18 protein-coding genes are annotated in these 18,281 nt (G+C 62.6%); 7 read left to right on the top strand and 11 right to left on the bottom strand.

The features are described from left to right. Positions 1-27: 27 nt before the first annotated feature. Entirely contained in the window at positions 28-636 is a 609-nt protein-coding gene (locus ACSW29_RS02015) for a hypothetical protein (protein ID WP_230816137.1), read from the bottom strand. Next, the gene (locus ACSW29_RS02010; protein WP_448276258.1) at positions 633-1,097 is read right to left on the bottom strand and encodes a GNAT family N-acetyltransferase; all 465 of its coding nucleotides are present in this window, start codon (positions 1,095-1,097) and stop codon (positions 633-635) included. The genes ACSW29_RS02015 and ACSW29_RS02010 overlap by 4 nt, the downstream gene beginning before the upstream one ends. Before the next feature lie 149 nt (positions 1,098-1,246). Between ACSW29_RS02010 and ACSW29_RS02005 the strand changes: the two genes are divergently transcribed. Further along, positions 1,247-1,822 (top strand): hypothetical protein, encoded by a 576-nt coding sequence (locus ACSW29_RS02005; protein ID WP_448276256.1) that lies wholly within the window; start codon positions 1,247-1,249, stop codon positions 1,820-1,822. 10 nt (positions 1,823-1,832) lie between these two features. Here ACSW29_RS02005 and ACSW29_RS02000 read toward each other — a convergent pair whose 3' ends face one another. Genes ACSW29_RS02000 through ACSW29_RS01990 form a run of 3 tightly spaced genes read right to left on the bottom strand, consistent with a single transcriptional unit; the run spans position 1,833 to position 5,183 of the window. Continuing rightward, positions 1,833-2,777: a tyrosine-protein phosphatase gene (locus ACSW29_RS02000; protein WP_448276254.1), complete on the bottom strand. Its 945-nt coding sequence runs from the start codon at positions 2,775-2,777 to the stop codon at positions 1,833-1,835. 37 nt (positions 2,778-2,814) lie between these two features. Next, positions 2,815-3,978 (bottom strand): hypothetical protein, encoded by a 1,164-nt coding sequence (locus ACSW29_RS01995; protein ID WP_448276252.1) that lies wholly within the window; start codon positions 3,976-3,978, stop codon positions 2,815-2,817. Then, a complete protein-coding gene (locus ACSW29_RS01990) occupies positions 3,975-5,183 on the bottom strand; it encodes a phosphotransferase family protein (RefSeq protein WP_448276251.1) in 1,209 nt (402 codons plus the stop codon). The genes ACSW29_RS01995 and ACSW29_RS01990 overlap by 4 nt, the downstream gene beginning before the upstream one ends. Positions 5,184-5,307: 124 nt before the next feature. Here ACSW29_RS01990 and ACSW29_RS01985 point away from each other — a divergent pair, with 124 nt between their 5' ends. Next, on the top strand, positions 5,308-5,928 hold the full coding sequence (locus ACSW29_RS01985; RefSeq protein ID WP_448276250.1) for a TetR/AcrR family transcriptional regulator: 621 nt from the start codon (positions 5,308-5,310) through the stop codon (positions 5,926-5,928). Here ACSW29_RS01985 and ACSW29_RS01980 read toward each other — a convergent pair. Beyond that, on the bottom strand, positions 5,925-6,911 hold the full coding sequence (locus ACSW29_RS01980; protein ID WP_448276249.1) for a DUF2332 domain-containing protein: 987 nt from the start codon (positions 6,909-6,911) through the stop codon (positions 5,925-5,927). The genes ACSW29_RS01985 and ACSW29_RS01980 overlap by 4 nt on opposite strands. Positions 6,912-6,983: 72 nt before the next feature. On the opposite strand from ACSW29_RS01980, the gene rraA reads away from it, so the two are divergent. Continuing rightward, positions 6,984-7,460, top strand: a complete 477-nt coding sequence (rraA, locus tag ACSW29_RS01975; protein WP_003943552.1) for a ribonuclease E activity regulator RraA — start codon at positions 6,984-6,986, stop codon at positions 7,458-7,460. A 15-nt stretch (positions 7,461-7,475) separates the two neighbouring features. Here rraA and ACSW29_RS01970 read toward each other — a convergent pair whose 3' ends face one another. Next, entirely contained in the window at positions 7,476-7,703 is a 228-nt protein-coding gene (locus ACSW29_RS01970) for an RNA-binding S4 domain-containing protein (RefSeq protein ID WP_003943569.1), read from the bottom strand. Between the two features lie 88 nt (positions 7,704-7,791). On the opposite strand from ACSW29_RS01970, the gene lysX reads away from it, so the two are divergent. The 4 genes from lysX (at position 7,792) to ACSW29_RS01950 (ending at position 14,145) form a co-directional block, all read left to right on the top strand. Beyond that, the gene (lysX, locus tag ACSW29_RS01965; protein WP_448276248.1) at positions 7,792-11,148 is read left to right on the top strand and encodes a bifunctional lysylphosphatidylglycerol synthetase/lysine--tRNA ligase LysX; all 3,357 of its coding nucleotides are present in this window, start codon (positions 7,792-7,794) and stop codon (positions 11,146-11,148) included. Positions 11,149-11,161: 13 nt separating this feature from the next. Then, complete coding sequence (locus tag ACSW29_RS01960) at positions 11,162-12,052, top strand: alpha/beta fold hydrolase (RefSeq protein WP_448276247.1); 891 nt, start codon at positions 11,162-11,164, stop codon at positions 12,050-12,052. A 78-nt stretch (positions 12,053-12,130) separates the two neighbouring features. Then, a complete protein-coding gene (locus ACSW29_RS01955; RefSeq protein ID WP_230816148.1) occupies positions 12,131-13,540 on the top strand; it encodes a GGDEF domain-containing protein in 1,410 nt (469 codons plus the stop codon). Between the two features lie 5 nt (positions 13,541-13,545). Continuing rightward, a complete protein-coding gene (locus ACSW29_RS01950) occupies positions 13,546-14,145 on the top strand; it encodes a histidine phosphatase family protein (RefSeq protein ID WP_448276246.1) in 600 nt (199 codons plus the stop codon). Between the two features lie 6 nt (positions 14,146-14,151). Here the strand turns inward: ACSW29_RS01950 and ACSW29_RS01945 are convergent, their stop codons facing one another. Genes ACSW29_RS01945 through ACSW29_RS01930 form a run of 4 tightly spaced genes read right to left on the bottom strand, consistent with a single transcriptional unit; the run spans position 14,152 to position 18,278 of the window. After that, the gene (locus ACSW29_RS01945; protein WP_230816150.1) at positions 14,152-15,141 is read right to left on the bottom strand and encodes an ABC transporter ATP-binding protein; all 990 of its coding nucleotides are present in this window, start codon (positions 15,139-15,141) and stop codon (positions 14,152-14,154) included. Then, complete coding sequence (locus ACSW29_RS01940; protein ID WP_448276245.1) at positions 15,141-16,238, bottom strand: ABC transporter ATP-binding protein; 1,098 nt, start codon at positions 16,236-16,238, stop codon at positions 15,141-15,143. The genes ACSW29_RS01945 and ACSW29_RS01940 overlap by 1 nt, the downstream gene beginning before the upstream one ends. Further along, positions 16,235-17,329: an ABC transporter permease gene (locus ACSW29_RS01935; RefSeq protein ID WP_448277391.1), complete on the bottom strand. Its 1,095-nt coding sequence runs from the start codon at positions 17,327-17,329 to the stop codon at positions 16,235-16,237. Before ACSW29_RS01935 ends, ACSW29_RS01940 begins: the two co-directional genes overlap by 4 nt. Continuing rightward, positions 17,322-18,278: an ABC transporter permease gene (locus tag ACSW29_RS01930; protein ID WP_448276244.1), complete on the bottom strand. Its 957-nt coding sequence runs from the start codon at positions 18,276-18,278 to the stop codon at positions 17,322-17,324. Before ACSW29_RS01930 ends, ACSW29_RS01935 begins: the two co-directional genes overlap by 8 nt. Between the last annotated feature and the right edge of the window lie 3 nt (positions 18,279-18,281).

Below are 18,281 nucleotides of genomic sequence, written 5' to 3'. Positions count from 1 at the left end.
AACTCGACAACTGTCAGCGATCTGGCGTCAGTACCAGTACGGCGGGACGATATCCGGGTCGTCGAGCACGGCGTCGATCCGCGTATCGGCCACAATTCGTGTGATCGCTTCCTCGGGGGCGGCGATGATCGCGAAATGTGGATCGACATCATTGGTAATGCACCAGGCATGATCAGCCGGCCAGATGAAGGCCGGATCAGGGGAAGAACCCCACGGCCAACGAGCTGAGTTTTCCACGCTCCAATCGGCGTAGTCGGCAAGCGTTCCACGAAAGAGCCAGTAGTCGCGATTGGGGATCTCGAACCGCGGAACGTCATCACCGACCGCCGACTCCCACCCGGTCCACATACAGAAATAGCACTCGTCAGGTGTGGTTGTGTAACTGGACAACACATCCAGGGCATAGCCGATCAGCACTTTCTCTTCCGGCCCGGTTTGATCGAAATCGACATCATTGGATTTCTGACCGGGAAAGCTCGGATCGGGGATGAACCGCAAGCGCGCATACTTCGGAAATCCGATCGGGCCGCGCCCTGCCAATTGATACCAAGGCAAATCCTGATCGACCAGCCAATCGGTAGCCGTCAGATCGGTGCACAATGTCAGGCCCGTGCTGGGCTGATCCGTATCTCTCATGCCGGCGCGAAGGATGAGTCTCGACCCGTGCGACGCAGGGTGATCAATTCGTGGTTCGTCTCGGCGTCGAGTCGACGCCCCTCTTCTTCGAACTCCATCAGCTCATAGAACCTGCGGGCGCGATCGTTGAGGGTGTAAACCTCGAGTGTCACCTCGCCGTGCATGGTGGAAGCGTGTTCGACCAACGCCCGCCCGACACCCAACCCTTGTGATGACGGCGCGACGAACAGTCCCCCGATTTCGGAGCCGATCATTCCCAACAGGCCAACGACTTCGGACTTGTGTTCAGCCACCCAATTGTCGGCCTGAATCAGATAAACCTCTCGCATCTTCTGCTCCCGTTCACCGGTCCCCTCACCCGCAAGGAACGGGTGGGCTCCGCGGGCTGCACGAGACCACAGGTCGACGACCACGTCCTCATCCGAGGGCTGGTAGCGGCGAATGATCAGATCCTGGTTCACAATCCGACCATACCCTCAGGCGATAGAGGACTGGCCGGCGCCGGAAATGTTCAATTCTCGGATCTACGCACGACGACTCCGCCGTATATCAGTGGAACAATTCCATTCATTGCAGCTCCGCAGTTACTGCGTTGTGCAAGGGTTATCCGATGACTAGCGGCGATCCGATGACCGACGGTGGAGGCCCGGCATCTTGGTGGAAGGTGACAGCGATTGTCACCGCAGTGCTTGTCGCCCTCACGTGCGGGGTCATCGTGTGGTCCTTCATGCCGCCGGTTGTGTACTTTCCGTTCTTTGCGCTCGCCACCTCAGTATTGCTCGGTTTGGGTGGAGTGTGGTTGATACTCAGCCTGATTGGTTGGATGAAGTACAAGACACTGCGTTTGAGCACAATCGCGCCGGTGATAGTCCTCGTCACCGGCGCGCTCGTGACGTTGTCCGTCCCTTCGCATGTTGCGTTTGCATTGTCGAAAGATTCCCTCGAAGCAGTCGCCGCGGATTGCCAGAAGTCGATGGACAACCAAACAATTGGCGTCTATCGGGTCTTACAGATCTGGCCCGTCGGCAACGGGTGCCGCTTCCACATCGAGGGCGGTCTGATCGATTCGATCGGATTGGCGTACTTACCTGACGGCGCACCATATCTCGGCAAGCCCCGCCGCGTCGGCGAGATCGGTTACCAGGAGTTCGACGGCGACTGGTACACGTTCGTTCAAGCGTTTTAACAGCGTGAAACTAGCCGACCAGCTTGGCCTTCAGAAGCACGATCGTGTCCGGAGTGAGTCCGAGACCTTCGGTGAGATAACCGTCGACGGTTCCGTAATCGCTGACTATCTGCGCGAGTCCAGCTTCCAAGTACGACGCATCGACACCGAGGGCCGGCTCGAGATTGGTCGCTACCTGCGGGCTCAGGGCCTGAGAGATCTGCGCAAGGATCTTCTCGTTGGTCGCCTGAAGGTAGGTGTTGCTCAACAGATAGTCCTCCATGATCGTCTGTGCGGGAACACCGGCGATGGACTGCAGCAACATCGCGGTCCAACCCGTGCGGTCCTTACCCGAGGTGCAATGGAACAACTGCACACCGTCACTCGCAGCGATGTCCGAAAGAACCTGCTTGAAGCCGGCCCGGCGCACGGGATCGGTGACAAAACTACGGTTGGTATCGACCAAGAACTGCTTGGCCTCCTCCGGCGACTTGATCGTTGTCGCGAGCTGGGTGAGATCCTTGAACTCGATCGGGATATTCGTGTACGAAACGCCGTCCGGGAGCTTGTCCGCGCCACCGATGAACGGGTTGGAGATCTCGGTTGCGCCGCGCAGGTCATAGGCGTCGGCAAGTCCGAGGCCGGCGAGCGTCGTCTTGTCTGCGTCGCTGGTCGCGGTCAGCGCATTGGACCGGTAGATGACACCGCGCTTGAGGCGTGAGCCGTCGACGGTGGCGTATCCCTTACCGTCGTTACCGGCGATGTCGCGAAAATTGGCCACGGAGGCCAAGTTCGGTGTCGGCGCGAGCACAGGATCGAGCGAGCCGAGATCGACCGATCCGAGCGATCCCGTGTTCAGAGAACCCAGGTCGAGCGGGATGGCCGTGGCGGGAGCGGCAAACAACAGACCTCCGGCGACAACAAGGGCGGCGGCCTTCGCAGTGCGAGCGAACAACATTCGTGATCGTGTGGACATGCGGCAGTACCTCTCTTTGTGGTTTGGTGAGCTGTGGTTACGGTGCGACGTCACCGATTCCGGTGAATCCGTATCGCTGGTGAGGTCCGATCACTGCTACCTCGAACAGGCCTGTCCCGGTGCGCGTTACGCCGTCCTCGACGAGGGTGAACCGGGCCAAATTGTCGACTGGGCACAGCATCTTCTTCCACGGTTCGATGTCCGAAACCTTCTCTCGCAGGCCTTGAACCACCAGTTCGCCCTGCCACATCCCGTGGCGCCAATCCTGCTCGAGTCCGTAGCCCGTGCCGACACCGATGTAATTGGGCAGTATTGGTTCGCAGGTGATCTCCAGGAGGTGGTCGGATTCGCCTGGTGCACCGGGGCGCCGGAAGTACAGAGTTCCGCTCTTCACCTCGCGGGTACCGGAAATGAAGGTGAGTTGGTGGTCGGGTCGACCCAACCACTCCGGCTCCCGCGAACGGTCCGCCCAGACGCGTGTCGCATCCTCGAGGATTCGGCGTCCCTGCTGATCTTCTTGAACGACCGTGACGACGGTGAAGTCCCCGAATTGCATGATCGAGTAGATCCAGAAGAAGTTCTGACTACCGGCGATCGACGGATCCGCCTTGCGTCCAGGAGGTTCCGCTTCGCCGACCGGTCGAACACCCCAGGATCGGTCGCGATTACCCCGCCACGTCTCCGGGGTGACCGGGATGACGTCGCCGTCGACGGTCAGGGATCCGGACCATGTTCCGGTCTGCACGAATCGTTGAGTGTCGAAGGTGACTCGTTCCAGCTGACGGTGAAAATGCCTGGCCTCGAGATTGGCGGGGCCGTCGGACTCGAATGTGAGGTCGAAGCTCAGGTCCGGCGCTTCGGGACTCGGGTCCAACATCACCCGCAGACGGTGCAGACCCTCGATGATCTCAATCCTCAACGGGCCTACTGACAGGTCCATTCGGTCGTCGCCCAAGGCTCGGGATGCCCGGAAGACTATGTGGTCTTCGCCGCGCCGAAGAACCGCAAAGCCATCGCACACACCGAGATTGGGGTACTGGCCGAGACCGATGATGAGAAATAGCGGCTCGGTGTCGCCGTCGACTCCTGCATGGCAGTTGAAGTAGTAGCGGTCGTAGAAGTTTCGATCCGAGGTGCCCACGTGGCGGATGGTCTCGGCGATCTGATGTACGGGGTAGTCGTCGAGCGGGGACAGTGTCATCGTGCATCTCCTGTTGTAACCGGGGCTGTAGCGAGCAATTCCCAATAAGTGCCGTCGAGCATGGCTTCGAGTGTCTTGTGGTGCAGGATCATCTCGTCCGGGTTGTCGGGGAATTCGGCCTGACCGAAAGCCACTGCGCGGCTTTGGACTCGGAACATGATCACCGCATGCCGCAACGCGGCGTACACGATGTAGAAATCGAGATCCGATACCTGGTGGCCGGACAGCGAGCGGTAGGCGTCTGCCACGTCCTCGCGACGCAGGAAGTCCGGCATTCCGGGGAGGCCTGCCATGGCAGCGAGATCCTCGAAGAACCTGTGCTGGAAGATCATCCAGCCGAGGTCCAGCTCACGCGGCCCCAGTGCAGCCATCTCCCAGTCGAGGACCGCCGCCGGCTCGAAGTCGCGGTAGATGACGTTTCCGATCCGCGAGTCTCCCCAGCACAGCACTGCGGAACCGGCATCGGTGGGGAAGTTCGCTTCGATCCAGTCGAAACCACGCTCGATCAACGGAGATCCTGGGCCGTCGGCTGTTGCCCACTCGTAATAGCGTCGCTGTTCCTCGAGGTGCGTGCGAAGTGCTTCTGCCCCAGTCGGTTCGGCACCGTCGCGGCACAGTTCGGGGAGAGCCAGGTGTGGATCGGCCATAGCGTGCAACTCCGTGAGCACCCGGACCGATGACTGCTGGAGTCGAGAACAGTCGTCGACTGAAGCCTCCGAGAGCCAGGATCCGAACGTGTACGGCATGACGTCCGGCGGGATTTCGCCGTCACGCCGTTCCATCACGAAGAACTCGCCGCCGAGCGCGTCCGGGTTGCTCTCGGACCAGTACACCCGCGGAACTGGCACCGACGTGTGAGCTGCGACGGCGCTCATGACCCGAAACTGCTGGTCCAGGTTGTACGTCGGGAAGATCGGTACCGCACTGTCTCGCGGGGCGATGCGGGCGACCAGGCGATGCTCGGCTCGAATCCCGTCCTCGATCCACGTCGCGTCGAAAAGCACAGTTTCGTTGGACATGCCGTTCGCGGCCGGTATCTCGACCGAGGTCACGGAGGGTTTCGAGCCTCGCCACAGCACGGTCGCGAGCCAGCCTTCGAGGCTGCGCCGCATTTCGGCCGGGTCGTTGCGGGATTCGCCGGGTCTGGCGAATTCGGCGTAGTCGGGATCTTCGCCTGAGGTTTCTGTTTCGGTTCGAAGGTTCATCACCACTCCTCGTGGTTCGGTGGCGCCGATGCGCACGTGCCGATAGTCGATACAATATGTATCGACTAAAGCCGTGACAGAATGTAACGGCCATCACAGCGATACCGCAAGGGATTTGCCCAAAATGTCCAAAGATTCCGAAACTCAGCACCGCCTGGGCCCGCAGCGAAACCCTGCGATCGACGGCGCAGTACTGGACGCGACCAGGCAACTGCTGGAAGAAAAGGGGTATGCAGGCACGTCCATCGACGCCATCGCCACCCGTGCGGGAGTGGGGCGCCCGGCGATCTACCGTCGGTGGCCGTCGAAGGCGCACATCGTCAACGACGCGATCTATCCGGTGCTCGACGTCGAACAGGGCGCGGACATCGACACCGAACTCGGCACCGAAGGCACGATCGCGGATCAGATCCGCGCGCTGGTGCACGGCGCGGTTGCACTGTTCGCAGCTCCTGCCACGCGAGCCGCTGCACCCGGGCTGATGAGCGAGGTGCGAACAAACGCGGAATTGCGTGAGGTTCTGGTGGTGCGGCAACTGGCCGGAGTCCGCGTCGAACTGAACCGTCGACTGGAAGCGGCGAGGGAGCGCGGCGACATCCGAAGCGGTGTCGACGCCGACGCTCTTCTCGACATCATGGCGGGCGCGGCCATCTTCGCGATGTCGGTTCGGGACGTCCCAGACCCGGGGCCGTTCGCCGACTCACTCGCCGACATAGTGCTGAACGGCATACTCCCCGGTTGCTAATCCACTGGCGCCGTACTGGTTTGGCCTACCCAGTCGAGGAACTGCCCATGGCCACCGGCTAGTCCCTGGGGTGTGCCGTCAAGAGAGACAACAAATTTGCCGCGACATTCCTCGGGTGCCACGGTCAGCTTGGCGTCGACTTCAGACAGAACTCCAATACCTTCGTTGGCGATCCAGTGACATGGCAAAGCGCGAACAACTTCTGTGAATTCCATTCTGGCAGTGGGGATCAGATAGTTGAGGACTGCGCTGTGAAAGACGACGATCGTGGTGTCGAGTGGCGCACGCTCGACGAGAGCGGCAACAGCCGACGTGAGATCTCCGCGAACCAGACGAGGCGGATCCGCACGCGCGAGGGCAGCAGCGTGGCGCAATCGCTGACGGCGATGGTCCTGTTCCGGCCACACAAGACTCTCCAACCATCCCATGTCGTCGGTATCGCTTACATCGAGTGGATTGAGGTCGATACCCGCCCGGTAGACCACGTCTGGGACTTTCTCCGGAATCGGCGGATTGCCAGTCGTCGCGCACTTGAGCAACACAGTGGACGGACCTTCTACTGGATGCAGGTACCTTTCCCTGCCATAGAGATAGCTGTAGCGGTCCGGATAGAGGCACAGGCCCGCCGAGGCACCGACTTCGATAAGTGAGAGCGGCCCTTTCAACAATCCGAGGACGGGAACCAGGACGGCGGCGCGGCCGGCTTCATTGGTCTGCGTAGTCCGGATCCGCGCGAGTTGTTCCACCTCGGACCAGTTCTCCCTCAGCCACCGGCGAAACGACGCATACGGCGCGACCGGGGCACCGAGGTGACGGCTCGCCCCGAATATCAGGTTGGGTTGCCTGCGGGGTTCTGGAAGTCGATCGATCAGAGCGAGGACTGCTGGATCCTCCGATACGCCGAGGCCCCATTCCTCGTAGGTCGCTGAGTTCCCTCGAGCCTCCACTTCCGCGAACGATCGGTACCAGCGCGATGTGTCCACCGTCGATGTCTACCGGATGCGGCATAGGTCTGGGAACCCGTGGTCGGCTCGCTGCCGACTATCCTGTGGGGCATGACCGAGCCTGTAGCGACCGCTGACCTTGCCGACGAGATCGGACCCGACATCCGCAGCTGCGACACGCAGTTCACCCAGTTCGGTGGACGTGAGGTCTTTGCCGGCCCCATCACCACCATCAAGTGCTTCCAGGACAACCTGCTCGTGAAGCAGACGCTCAGCGAACCGGGCAACGGCGGAGTCCTCGTCGTCGACGGCGACGCGAGCATCCACACCGCGCTGGTCGGCGACATCATCGCCGGCCGCGGCGTCGACAACGGCTGGGCCGGCGTCATCGTCAACGGAGCTGTCCGCGACTCGGCGATCCTGCGCACCCTCGACATCGGCGTCAAGGCTTTGGGTACTAACCCGCGAAAGAGCACTCAGACCGGTTCGGGTGAGAAGAACGTGCCGATCGAAATCGGCGGCGTCACCTTCAACCCCGGCGAGATCGTCTACAGCGACCAGGACGGCGTCGTCGTTCGCGAAAGCTAGTCAGAAATCGCGGGATCAGGCGGGGGCTTCCACTTTGGCGGCCATCCCGCCGATCTCGACGACATCGCCGTCACGAAGCTGACGGCCACGGCGATCTTCGACCTCACCGTTGACCGACACCATGCCGTCGGCGATCACTTCCTTGGCCTCCGCGCCCGATTCGATGAGGTTCGCGAGCTTGAGAAACTGACCGAGCCGAATCATTTCGTCGCGGATGGGTACTGCTGGAATGTTGTCGGTCATGTCAATCATCTTCCTCCTCCCACAAAACTGGACACGACAGACCACACTTAGCGTGAGGATCTGATCGACCGGTAGGAGAGGAAGCTCGATGGCACCATTGACCGAGGTATCGGACACCACTGCAGAGTTGGTGGAATCGCCACCCGAAAATCCGCGCCAGGCGCGTCGATTCCGCAAAGGGCGGTTCAGCCAGGTTCCCCATATCTCGGGACTGATCCTCGGAGTCTTCTCGGTACTGGTGTTCCTGTGGAGCATCTCGCCGGTACTGCGTCACATCGTTCGGGTTCCGCGCGAATACATCGACAATTACTACTTCGACGCACCGGATACGAGCCTGTCGTGGGCGCTCGTCGTCGCCCTGCTCGCCGCGGCCCTCGCGAGCCGCAAGCGCATCGCCTGGTGGCTGTTGACGATCTACCTGTCACTGATCACCCTCACCAACATCGCCTCAGCGATCGTCGACAAGAACCCGAACAACGCCGTGGCCGTTGTCGTTCTGCTGATCGTGATCGGAATCCTGATCGCCGCGAGGCCCGAGTTCTACACACGCGTACGACGCGGCGCCGGCTGGAAAGCTCTCGGCGTGCTGATCGGCGGCATGGCTGTAGCGACCGTGATCGGTTGGGGCCTGGTCGAACTCTTCCCAGGTGACCTGCCGCAGAACCAACGATTCCTGTGGGCACTGAACCGCGTCACCGCCGCGGCTTCGGTCGACAACGAGGTGTTCGACGGTCATCCACGCGTCTTCGTCAACACGATCCTCGGTCTCCTCGGCGCCATCGCACTACTCGCCGCCGTCATGACGCTCTTCCGCGCCCAACGCTCCAACAACGCCCTCACCGGAAACGACGAGTCCGCGATCCGCGGGCTGATCCAGAACTTCGGCGCCGACGACTCACTCGCCTACTTCGCCACCCGACGCGACAAGGCGGTCATCTTCGCGCCGAGCGGCAAGGCCGCGATCACGTATCGCGTCGAAATCGGCGTCTGCCTCGCCAGTGGTGACCCGATCGGCGATCCCGAAGCCTGGCCGCACGCCATCGAAGCCTGGCAGGGACTCGCGTCGCAGTACGGCTGGGCGACGGCCGTCATGGGCGCCAGCGAAACCGGAGCGACGGCGTACAAGAAGGCGGGCTTGAGCGTCCTGCAACTCGGCGACGAAGCGATCCTGCGTACCCGCGAGTTCAATCTCAACGGACGCGATATGCGTCCGGTCCGTCAGGCCGTCACCCGTGTGAGACGCCACGGCGTCACCGTCCGGATGCGACGCCATCGCGACATCCCGCCCGAGGACATGGCGGCCGTCATCATCCGCGCCGACGACTGGCGCGACACCGACACCGAGCGCGGCTTCTCCATGGCGCTCGGCCGATTGGGCGATCACCTCGACGGCGACTGCCTCCTCGTCGAGGCCGTCATGGGTGAAGGCACCGAGGACGAAAGCGTCGTCGGCATGCTCTCGCTCGTGCCGTGGGGTCCGAACGGCGTGTCGCTCGACCTGATGCGCCGCAAGCCGACTGCGCCCAACGGAGTCGTCGAACTGATGGTCGCGGAGTTGGCCACACGTTCGGACGAGATCGGGGTCGTACGGGTCTCGCTCAACTTCGCCGTGTTCCGCTCGGTATTCGAGGAAGGTTCGCGCATCGGCGCCGGCCCGATCCTCCGCATTTGGCGCTCGGTGCTCGTCTTCTTCTCGCGCTGGTGGCAGCTCGAAGCCCTGTACCGCTCGAATGTGAAGTACCAGCCTGATTGGGAGCCACGCTTCCTCTGCTTCGAAGACAACCGCGAACTGCCGCGCGTCGGATTCGCGTCGGCCATCGCCGAAGGCTTTGTGGTGCTGCCCAGTTTCGGGCGCAAGTCGAGCCAGGTCGTCAAACACACCGGCACGCATGTGGCGGTGCCCGCCGCTCTGGTGACGTCCGAAGGACTGCACGCCGACGGCAGTCCGCCGGACTCGGCGCCGTCGTTCACGACCAACGGCCCGCGTCGACCCGAGCAGGTTCGGGTGCGCATGAACAAGCTCGCGCAACTGGCCGACGAAGGAATCGCCGCGTACCCCGTCGCCTATCCGCCGACGCACACGATCGCGGCGGCAGCGAAGTCACCGGAGGGCACCCGCGTGCGAATCGCGGGACGCCTCCTGCGGGTCCGCGACTACGGCGGAGTGGTGTTCACGGACGTGCGCGATTGGTCCGGCGACATTCAGGTCCTGGTCGACCAGGACAACGTCGGCCGCGAGAAATTGGCGGAGTTCGCCGCCGAGTTCGATCTCGGTGACCTTATCGAGGTCAGCGGAACCATCGGCCGCAGCCGCAAGGGCGAACTATCGCTCATCGCCGCCGAATGGCGCATGAACGGCAAGTGCCTGCACCCGCTGCCGGACAAGTGGAAGGGCCTCTCGGATCCCGAGACCCGTGTCCGCCAGCGATACCTCGACATCGCTCTCAACCCGAAGGCCCGCGAACTGCTCGAGGCCCGAAGCGCCGTCGTGAAGTCGCTGCGCGATTCACTCGGTGGTCGCGGATACCTCGAAGTCGAGACGCCGATCCTGCAGCAGGTGCACGGCGGCGCGAACGCCGCACCGTTCCTGACACACATCAACGCGTACAACCTCGACCTCTATCTCCGCATCGCACCCGAGCTGTACCTGAAGCGTTTGTGCGTCGCGGGTATGGAAAAGGTGTTCGAGATCGGCCGCGTGTTCCGCAACGAGGGCGTCGACTTCAAACACAATCCCGAGTTCACGATCCTCGAGGCGTACGAGGCGCACAGTGACTACGAGGGCATGATGCGGATGTGCCGCGAGCTGATCCAGGCGGCGGCCGTCGCAGCGTTCGGTCGCGAGATCATCATGCGACCCGGCCCGGACGGCGAACTGGTCGAGGTCGACATCTCCGGCGAGTGGCCGGTGAAAACGATGCACGGCGCCGTCGCCGAAAAACTTGGCGTCGACGTCTCCCCCGAGACGAATCTCGAAGACCTGCAGAAGCTGTGCGACGCCAACGAGATTCCGTACCAGTCCAGCTGGGATACCGGCGCCATTGCGCAGGAAATGTACGAGCACCTGGTCGAGGACTACACCGAGTTCCCGACGTTCTACACCAACTTCCCCACCTCGATGTCGCCGCTCACCCGGCCGCACCGCAGCATCCCCGGCGTCGCCGAGAAGTGGGACCTGGTGGCGTGGGGCGTCGAACTCGGAACCGCGTACAGCGAGCTGACGGACCCCGTGGATCAACGCAACCGGCTCACCGAGCAGTCGATGCTCGCGGCCGGCGGCGACCCAGAAGCGATGGAATTGGACGAGGACTTCCTCCAAGCCCTCGAACACGCGATGCCGCCGACGGGTGGTCTCGGGATGGGCGTCGACCGAATCGTCATGCTGATCACGGGTGGCAGCATCCGCGAGACGCTGGCCTTCCCCCTCGCGAAACCGCGTCAGTAGTCCGGATTCTCGCGTGCCGGAATTGTTCCACGTGAAACCACCGGGCGAAATCTTGCAGGTCGGCGAGAACCGGCTGCATGTTCTGGCCGAAGGCGACGGCCCCGTCGTCGTCCTGTGCGGCGGGCTGGCAGGCAACTGGTTCGACTGGGATGACTGCGCACGTCATCTCCAGTCGGACCACACCGTCGTCCGGTTCGATCGCCCGGGTTTCGGACTCAGTGAGCCGACTTCCGAAGTGCCGACCGTGCGCGGTGAAGCTCAGCGGATCCTCGATGTTCTCGACGCTCTGGGGTTGGCGGGGCCGGCGGTGGTGGTCGGCCACTCCATCGCCGGCTTCTACGTCGAAGGCTTTGCACGCCTCTTCCCCGATCGCGCGGCGGGAATGCTCCTCCTCGATTCCAGTGCCGAGAAAGAACCGAAACGTCTTTTCCCCCGCGACCTACTGCTGATCGCCTCCCGGGCCGCCGCGGCCTCGTTCAGCACCACCGGGCTGCAACGTCTCCTCGGCACCACGACGCGCAAGATCCTCAACCAGTCCGTGCCGCCGAGCGGCTCCTCGGACGCGACGCTCGAATGGGTCCGGAAGATCTACCGCGAGCCTCATTATCTGGAAGCGGCGATGGTCGAATACGTCGCATACACCGATATGGCGTTGGAGCTCACCGCTTTACGACGGTCGAGCACGCACCCCCTACCCGACATCGACCGTAGCGTCGTCGCCGCGCACACGGGCCACACCACCCCCTGGTCCATCGCCTGGATGGCGAAACAGCAGAAACTCGCCACCTACCTCGGCGGAAGCTTTCACGTACTACGCCCGGCGCATCACCACGCCATGATCGATCAGCCCGAGGAGTTGGCGGAATTGATCCGGCGCCTCACGCAGCCGAACCGTCGAGAGTGACACCTAAAGTTACAACTCGGACAGTAGCCGGATCATTGCTAGTCTCGGACAGCTTCTGCTTTCTACGACAGGCTGACCATGGACCGTTCGACACGTCAGGTGCGCTCGTGCCTGATTTTCGTGGCGATCCTCGTTGTCGCCCTGGCGGGCATCGCCGCCCGTCCGCCCGGGTTTCTCTCGACCTTCTGGCCCGCCAACGCGATCCTTCTGGGCATTCTCCTTCGTAACCCTCGCTCGTTTGCGCCGATCGGACTGGCTGTCGGCGGCGCCGCGCTGATGACAGCGGATCTTGCGACCGGAAGCCCCGTGCAGCGGGCCTTCGAACTGAATGCGATCAACCTGATCGGAGTCACGACGGGATTGATCGCCGCGAACTTGCTCGGCTGCTTTCCACAGCGAGTCTCCGAAGCGAAGTACACCACCAGAGTCTTTCTCGTTTCGGTTCTGGCATCTCTGACGGCCGGGTCCGCCAGCGCACTCCGCACTCAACTCCACGAAGGAAGCGGTGCGGCAACGGAATTGGTGGGGTGGTTCTTCGCCGACCTGTGTACGTATCTGATCGTGCTGCCGATCGTTCTGTCGGCACCGACGCTCGAACACATTCGTAGAACCTTCGGGCCGTCTGTGCGGCAGAGTCTGCGCGTGAGGCGGCTCACACAGATCCTTGCGCCGCTAGCCGCACTCCTGGTCTGTCTGCCGTTCGCCTTGGAGGTGCAGGGTGCTCTTGCGCTACTGCTCCCGATGCCGGCGCTCCTGTGGTGCGCGATGCGCGTCTCACTGTTCAGCACTTCGCTACTGGCAGCCGGATGGAGTGCCTGGGCACTGGTCATGGCGGGCAAGGGGCGACTGGCACTGGCAGATCCGATTCACCTGCTGAGCGAAGGCGTGACCACCAGAATCTCCGTCATCTTGATGGCACTCTCCCCCATCGCCGTGGCCGTCGCGACGGGCGCACAGCGACGCGCTGAGCGAGAACTCCAACGAATCGCCGAATGCGACGCTTTGACCGGAACGCTGAGTCGCCACGCGTTCTGGACCCAATCGCAGGAACTCCTCGACGCCCAGCACGCGGCGCAACGACCGATCGCCGTCATGATGCTCGATCTCGACCACTTCAAATCCATCAACGACAACCTCGGTCATCTCACCGGCGATTCGGTCCTCGAACAATTCGGAAACACCCTCCTCGCCACTACCGAAGGACTGGGACTGTCCGGTCGACTGGGTGGTGAAGAATTTGCCGTCGCGATAGGCGACTGCACCTTCGAGGAAGCCATCCAGCTCGCGGAGCGGATTCGGCAGACCCAGGAGGCTCACGCGCGATCCATTCGCGGTTTCGCGGGAACGGTCAGTATCGGCGTCGCCTGGGTCGATCGTGCGATGCCGGGCATGGAGACTCTGCTCGACATCGCCGACAACGCGATGTACCAGGCAAAACGCGACGGCCGAAACCTCGTGGTGGCGTTCGATCTCTACATGGCAAGGTGACGTAGGTGCAACTACTTCTGATCCGACACGCGCTCCCCGAACTGGCCGAGGTCACCGAAGGCCGCGCCGATCCCTCGCTGACCGACGAAGGCCACGCTCAGGCACTACGGCTGCCCGCAGCACTGGCGCCGTACCGGATCACCGGGCTCTTCAGCAGCCCGCAGAAGCGTGCGCTCGAGACCGCGGCCCCGGTATCGGAGGTGTTGGATCTTCCAGTCACCCAGCTCGAGGGTCTGGCGGAATACGACTACGAGCAACCGCACTACATCCCGATGCACGAGGTCTTGGAACGCGCACCGGAAACGTATGCGCGCATCAAGGCCGGCTGGCTACCCGAGTCGGTGGACGGCGACGCTTTTCGTGAGCGCGTACTCGGTGCGATCGACGAGATAGTCGCGGCAACCGACAACGACGCCACCGTCGCGATCTTCTGCCACGGCGGCGTCGTCAACATCGTTTTGCAGGAACTACTCGGGCTGCAGCGTCCGTTGACCTTCCCGATCGAGTACGTCTCCGTGACGCGAATTCTTGTTTCCCGTAATGGAAGCCGCAGGGTCGGGTCGATCAACGAAACCGGTCACGTGCGAAACATGTTGCGCGTCTAGCTCAACTCACACGTTGTGGCACGCCACCTGGTGTCCACCCTCGACGAGACGGAGTTCGGGAACTTCCTCCGCACAGAGATCCGTGGCCAGCGGGCACCGGGTACGAAACCGGCAGCCACTGGGCGGATTGAGCGGCGACGGCAGTTCGATGACCTTCTGCTCGACGTTCTGCGCCGCGGTCACGGTGGCGTCGGGATCGGGAATCGAAGCCAGCAGTAGCTGCGTATACGGGTGCAGCGCACGGTTCTGCATGTCTTCTGCGGGAACGATTTCGCAGACGCGACCCAGATACATGATCATCACGCGGTCACTGATGTTCTTCACGACGGCCATGTTGTGCGCGATGAACAGCAAAGACAGCCCGTGACGCTTCTTCGCGTCCTCGAGCAGGTTCAGAATCTGCGCCTGCACGGACACGTCGAGGCTCGAGACCGGCTCGTCACAGATCAGGACCTTGGGGTCGAGCATCAACGCGCGGGCGATGCACACGCGCTGACACTGTCCGCCCGAGAGCTCGCGCGGGGTCCGGTCCCACACCATGTCCGGGTCCAACCCGACCTCGGCCAGAACCTCGCGCGCCCGAGCTTCGATGGCGGCCTTGTCTTTTCCGCCCCAGATCGACGGACCCTCGGTGATGAGAGCCTTGACCTTGCGTCGCGGGTTCAGCGAGGAGATCGGATCCTGAAAGATCATCTGCAACTGGGTGCGGCTGCGACGCAACTCCTCCGCGCCCAGTGCCGTCATCTCCGTCCGTCCCAGGCGAATGGAACCCGACGTCGGCGAAGGCAACTGCATGATCGCCCGGCCCGCCGTGGACTTGCCGCAGCCGGATTCACCGACCACACCCAAGGTTTCACCCGGGGCGACGGTGAAGCTGATCCCGGATACAGCATGAACCGTCTGACCCTTGCCGACGTTGAATTCGACGACCAGGTCCTCGACCGTCAAGGCCGCGTCCACCGTCTCGGGCTTTCTGGTATCCACTGATGCAGTCATCAGACCATCTCCTTCACCGCGAGCGTCAGACCCGCTGCGGTCGTGCCGGCCTTCTCGTTGGCGACCAATGCCGTTGTGCCTTCCGGGGTATCGACCGGGTAGTGGCACGCGAACGTATGACTTTCGGTTGTGTTGTCCCCAGGGCCGCCGGGAGCCAGAGCCGGGTCGCCGGTCAGGCAGTCGTCCTGGGCGTACCGGCAGCGAGCGGCGAAGCGGCAACCGGTGATCGGCTTCGTCATGTCCGGGAGCCCACCCGGAATTGTCTGCAGCACTGTGTGCGTCGGCGATTCGAGTCGCGGAATCGCGGCCATCAGCGCTTCGGTGTACGGGTGACACGGACGAGTGAACAACTCTTCAGTCGCCGACGTTTCCACGACGGAACCGGCGTACATGACGGCGACACGATCCGATCGACCCGACACCACACCGAGGTCGTGGCTGATCAGGATGACGGCCATGTTGAGCTTGTCGTTGAGTGAGGCGAGCAGATCGAGGATCTGCTTCTGTACCGTCACGTCGAGAGCGGTCGTCGGCTCGTCCGCGATCAGCAGTTTCGGCTCGCAGGCCAGGGCCATCGCGATGACCACGCGCTGCCGCATACCGCCCGACAGTTCGTGCGGGTACTGATCGAGCCGACGCTTGGGCTCGGGGATACCCACCATCGACAGGAGTTCCGCAGCGCGATCGCGGGCCGCGTCCTTCTTCAGACCCAGGTGGAACTTCAAGGATTCGGTGATGTGGGTGCCGATGCGCTTGAACGGATTGAGCGAGGTCATCGGATCCTGGAAGACCATGGCGATCTCGGGTCCCCAGAAGTGCTTCATCTCCGACTTCTTCATCGTCGACATGTCGCGGCCGGCAAATGTCACCGTCCCGCTGATGCCGAGGGCCGGACCCTTCTGGAGCAGACCCATGATGGTGCGCCCGAGAACCGACTTGCCGGAACCGGATTCGCCGACGATGCCGAGAGTTTCACCGGCCGAGACGTGGATCGAGACACCGTCGACTGCTCGCAACTGGCCACGCGGAGTGGCGAATACGGTTCTGATGTTGTCCGCCTGCAGCAGCGGAACGCCGTTCTGAGCTGAAGTGGTCACAGCTTACTCCGATACTTCTCGCCGATGAGGTTGAAGGAGAACACCGTCAGGAAGAGGAAGACGCCTGGTACCAGGACGATGAACGGATGCTTCTCCACGATCCCGCCCTGACCTTCGGCAATCATGTTGCCCCAGGTCGGATCGGGTTGTGCGATACCGAGTCCGAGGAAGCTCAGTGAGGCTTCCGCGACGATCAGACCGGAGACGGCCACCAAGCCGAGCGCGGCGACGGGAACGAGGACGTTGGGAACCAACTCGCGCCAGATGACACGCCATTTGGTGGCGCCCATGGCACGGGCGGCAAGCACGAACTCCCGTTGGGCGACAACGATGGTGTTGGCCCTCGCGATTCGAACCATGCTGGGAATACAGAGAATCGAGAGTGCGAGCGTGATGTTGCGCAGGTTCGACGTGAGCACTGCGGCCAGTGCGATCAGCAGGACCAGGGAAGGAATGGCCAGCAGCGAGTTGGTCAGGATTCCGACGACGGCGTCGACCTTGCCGCGGAAGTAACCGGCCATGACGCCGATGGTGCCACCGATGATCATCCCGATCAGTACGGCGCAGATGGCCACGGTCAAGGATGCTCGAGCCCCGAACAGGGCGCGGGCGAGGAGGTCGAGACCGAAGTTGTTGGTACCCAACGGGTGATCGGACAGCAGACTCGGCGAGGAGAAGCCCGGCTCGGCCAAGGTCTTGACCGTGTCCTTGTACTCACCGAGCGGCAGCAGCGGCGCGAAGATCGCGGCCAGGATCAGCGCGACCAGCCAGATGCACGCCAACCAGTACGACAGATCGAACTGACTGCCCCACTTGGACGTACCGAGTTTGCCGAGACCCTTGAAGAGGAAAACCAGGGCAACGAGCGCGAGCACGATGCGGACGGTCATCATGATGGCCGAACCGAAGAGCGCGGTGCCGAGAAGCGCAACGCCGACCACTGTGAGAATCGATCCGATCAGGACCAGATTCTTGGGCTGTTCCAACGTCTCGACGGGACCGGGAGCCAGCAGGACTGTCTGCTGCCGGTATGTCATCACCTCGGACGGGGCCGGTGACGGGGCCGCTCCGTCTGGCGTCACTTCAGACATGGACACGACGACTCCTCGGGTCAAGATAGGTGTACAGAACATCGATCGCACTGTTGACGAGGACGTAGATGACGGCGATCACGACCACCGCGCCCAGCAGCATCGGCGAATCACCTTGCTGCGCTGCGCGGACGATGAGCGTGCCCATTCCGGGCAACGAGAAGAGCGTCTCGACGATCACGGTGCTGCCGATCATGCCGCCGAGAGCCAGACCCATCATCGTGATGAGCGAGAACGACGACGGCCGAAGCGCGTCACTGAAAAGTACTCGCAGCGTGGGCATTCCCTTGGCCTTCGACGCGAGGATGTAATCCTCACGGAGCGTCGTCACCAGGTCGGATCGGAGAACGCGAGTGAACATCGCCATCTCGAGGAGGCTGATGGTGATTGCGGGAAGTATTGCGTGTGAGAGGTTTCCGGAGAGGCTGTCGCCGATGCGCACCCACTGTGATCGCGGGAACCAGCCGAGCCAGTTGACGGTGACCATGATCAGCAACAGACCGGCGAGGAAGCTCGGGACGGAAAGAACACCGAACGTCGCGGCGCTGATGACGCGGTCGATGACGCCGCCTTCGTGGTGCGCCGACCAGAGTGCGAGCGGCACGGCGACGACGAGTGCGATGACCAGACCCATCACTGCCAACTGAACGCTGACGGGGAGAGCGGAACTGATCGCGGTGAGGACGTCCTGCTGCGGGGGAACAAGCGAGTTGCCGAGGTCGCCTTGCAGAGCGCTGGTCAGCCAGTCCCAATAGCGAACCAGGAGTGGGTCGTTGAGCCCGAGCTGCTGCCGAACTTCCTCGTACTCGGCGGGCGTGCGGCCTTCACCGAGAACGGAGACAGCAGGATCGCCGGGGATCAGTGATGCCAGCACGAAGGTTCCGAAGCTGACGATCAGGATCACAATGACGAGCTGGCCCAATTTCTTACTTATTGCGCCGATGTTCATCGA

Source organism: Rhodococcus sp. GB-02, from assembly GCF_053470465.1.
The sequence above is the reverse complement of the archived record's forward strand: the minus strand, read 5'-3'. Positions and strand labels throughout refer to the sequence as shown.